This window comes from Actinomycetes bacterium, assembly GCA_036510875.1.
Classification (GTDB): domain Bacteria; phylum Actinomycetota; class Actinomycetes; order Prado026; family Prado026; genus DATCDE01.
In genome coordinates, this window is record DATCDE010000065.1 from 1 (window position 1) to 3,382 (window position 3,382).

Sequence of the window (3,382 nt, forward strand, 5' to 3'; positions counted from 1 at the left end):
CACAGTGGTGGCGTCGGTCCGCCGCTGGCGACGCCGCTGGTGCGTGCGGCGATGGCGGTCCGGCTCAACGGGATCGCACGCGGAGGGTCCGGGGCGAGCCTGGCCGCCGCAGACGTCCTGGTGGCGATGCTCAACGCGGGCGTGCACCCCGTGCTGCCGTCGACGGCGTCCATCGGAGCCGGGGACCTCGGCCAGATGGCGGGCATCGCGCAGGTCGCGGTCGGCGAGGGGCGAGCCGAGCTCGCCGGTGAGGTGCTGCCCGGCGGGGAGGCGCTGCGCCGCGCCGGGATCGCACCGCTGGTCCTCGCCGGCCGGGACGGGCTGGCCCTAGTGGCCGCCAACGGCGTGTCGGTCGGGCACGCGGCGCTCGTGGTGGCCCGCGCCGAGCGGGCCGCCGGGGCCGGGGACGTCGCGGCGGCGCTGTCGATGGAGGCGACGTCCGCGAACCCGTCGATCGTCCATCCGGCTGTCGCGCGCGCGAAGGGCGTGCCCGGACAGGCCCGGGCCGCCGACCACCTGCGGGAGCTGCTGGCGGGCAGCGCCTTGCTCGAGCCCGGAGCGAGCCGCTCCGTACAGGACGCGATCTCGTTCCGGGTGGTGCCGCAGGTCCACGGGGCGTTCCGCGAGCAGACCGCGGCGGCACGGCGCGCCGTCACCACCGAGCTCAACGCCGCTGCGGACAACCCGCTGGTGTCCCTGACCGATGGGCTACTGCTCAGCAACGGCAACTTCCACCCGATGCTGCTGGCCCTGTCGTTCGACGCGCTGCGCATCGCGCTCGCGCACGTCGGCCAACTGAGTGAACGCCGCATGGCGCACCTGTGGGCGTCGTTCTTCCAGAACCTGAGCAGTGGCGGTCCCCGGCCGGGCACGGCGTACGGGCTCCAGCTGCGCTACCCGGCGGCCGCGCTGTACTCCGAGCTGCGGCACCTCGCCGCACCCGCGACCCTGGACACCCCGCCGCAGGACCTCGGTGTCGAGGACCACGCCACCGCGGCGCCACTGACCGTACGACTGACCGACGTGGCGCTGGCACTGCTCGAGGACCTGCTCGCCGTGGAGCTCCTGCTCGCCCACGACGTCCTGGCTGGCGCGCCCACGCGGCACACGCTGGGCTCCGGCACGACCGCGGCGCTGCGCACCGTCGACCAAGCGATCCACACCGCCAGGCAGGCACCCGCAGCGGCGGCGGACGACATCCACCGAGCGCTCCGCGAGCGCTTCCCCGGCGGACCGTCCAGGCGACCCTGACGTGTGATATCGAACCCCTTAGGACCGGTTCGAGAGCCTGTTGGTAACTGCTGCTAACGCTGACGGTGGTCCTCGAGGAAGTCGGCGACGGCCTCGTGCGCGGCGCCCTTGATCTCGCGGTAGAGGTCGTCTTCGTCCCATGCCTCGAACGGCAGGTCATCGAGCTGGTCTTCGTATGCGGTATAGCGATGGCGGATGTGTGCCTGCGCGGCCAGCGCCGCCTTCTCCTCCAGACTCAGCAGTTGGGTACGGCCGACACGTCCGCTGCCAACTACCGCCGCATGCGCCGCAGTCTCGGCCGCGATCCGCTCGGCCAGCTCGGCGTGCTGCGGAGCGAAGTTGAGGAATGCCAGCACCGCCTCGCGCAGATCGGCCTGGTAGCAATCTGCGCGCCGCGCCCGCGACTGGGCTGATACCTGCCGGGCGGCCGCTCGCTTGTCGGTCGTCTGCTTTGCGCGATCCTCGGCGGCTCGGATCGCCTCGGCCGGGCCAGAGCCCGAGCAGCCGTCGGTGGGCGCGGTGGCGGCTTCGCGGTTGCCAGCACAGCCAGGACCGGCCGGCGGCCGCCGTCACGCCAGCAGGCCACGGTCCGGGTCAGCAAGGTCGCGGCGAGGTGCACGACGGCGTCGTCGTGGTGGTGGTGCCCGTCGTTGATCAGTTGGGCGTACTTCGCGGCCAGCTGCGGGTCGGTGCGCCGCGCTGAGTCCGCGGCGATGAATGCGCCGTGACGCAGCACGCCGTCACCGGCCTTGGCGACCTTGCCGGCTCCGGACAGGGTGCCCGAGGCCGTGACGGTCGGGACCAGGCCCGAACTTGCGGACCGCGGCCAGGCTGCTGAACCGGCGCGGATCCCCGATGCGTCCGGCGATGATCCCGGCCACGACCGGACCGACCCCCGGGGCCGAGGTCATGATGCCCGCAGGGTCGCGTTCGGCGACCAGGGCGGCGATACGCGCATCGACCGGGCCGATCTGGTCGTCAAGGAACAAGTACTGGGCGGCCTCGGCGCGGATGTCGTCAGCCAGAGCCGCGAAGTCCATCCCGCCGTCCCACAACGCGATCGACTCCCGCGCCGCGGCCCGCAGGGCGTCGGCCTGGGCCGGGCCCCAGTGGCCGCGGGAGTGCTTGCGCAGGAATGCTTCCAGCCTTCTCGGTCCCAGTCCCAGCAGCTGGGTGGGGTCAGGGTAGTGGGCCAGCACCGCGATCGCGGTCTTCTCGTAGTCGCTGCCCAGCACGCCGTGCCAGGCCGGACCGAGCAGCTCGACGAGGGCGTCGAGTCGGGCCATCACCGCGGTCCGCCGCTGCACCAGCGAACCCCTCCGACGGCTGGCGCGCCGCAGAGCATCCGCCGGCCCGGCGCCCGATACCGGGCGCAGCCCCTCGGGGTGCAGCAGCGGCAGCCGGGCCAGCACCCGGGAGTCCAGCCGGTCGTTCTTGGCATGCTTGGAGTAGTACGCCCGCAGGCCCGCCGACTGCGTCGAGGGCACCATCACCACCCGCGCGCCCTGCCGGGTGAACCACGCAGCCAGCGCCGCCCACGCGTTACGGGTCGGCTCGAGCACCACTGTCACCTCAGCCTCTGCCGGGACCCGCGACCACAGCCCCTGCAGGTCCGCGACCGTGGTGCGGAACCGGACCCCCGACCACACGAACTCACCGCGCTCGTTGGCCAGGCTGGCCTGATGATCGGCCCGGCACGCCAGGTCGATGCCCAACGTCACCCGCATCCTGACAACCCCTCTCGATCGAGCTCACCAGGCCCGGTCATGAGAGGCGGCGCACCCCAGACACCGATCAAGAGAAGTCCGACACGCATCGACGGCTCCACGTTCCCGAACAAGGAAGCCACCACCCACCGGGCCGACCCCGCGGAGGCCACTCAGTTGGAAGGAGTCGCCATGCGCTCCACCGGAACTCACGACCCCCACGAGGCCATCAGCACCCTACGGACAACGCAGCCGCTCCGGTCGAACTCACGACCCCCGCAGGGCCACAATCGACATTAGGTAAGGACTCCGGCCTCGGAGTCCGCAGCTGTCCGTTCGTGGGCCTAGGGCGTGTCTGACGGCTCCTCACAGCCGAGTCGGGCAAGGTCGTGCCCGTGGACAATCGCCGGGTGTTGACCGATGAG

General features: G+C 72.3%; 3 protein-coding genes. 1 reads left to right on the forward strand and 2 read right to left on the reverse strand.

Going from position 1 to position 3,382, the window contains the following annotated elements:
* A partial coding sequence (locus tag VIM19_03540; GenBank protein ID HEY5183981.1) for an aromatic amino acid ammonia-lyase occupies positions 1-1,251 on the forward strand: 1,251 nt, incomplete at its 5' end.
* A 53-nt stretch (positions 1,252-1,304) separates the two neighbouring features.
* On the opposite strand, the gene VIM19_03545 is transcribed toward VIM19_03540, so the two are convergent.
* Together VIM19_03545 and VIM19_03550 are read right to left on the reverse strand one after the other, a co-directional pair.
* Positions 1,305-1,607 (reverse strand): DUF2293 domain-containing protein, encoded by a 303-nt coding sequence (locus VIM19_03545; protein HEY5183982.1) that lies wholly within the window; start codon positions 1,605-1,607, stop codon positions 1,305-1,307.
* 384 nt (positions 1,608-1,991) lie between these two features.
* Positions 1,992-2,972 (reverse strand): transposase, encoded by a 981-nt coding sequence (locus VIM19_03550; protein ID HEY5183983.1) that lies wholly within the window; start codon positions 2,970-2,972, stop codon positions 1,992-1,994.
* Positions 2,973-3,382 lie beyond the last annotated feature (410 nt).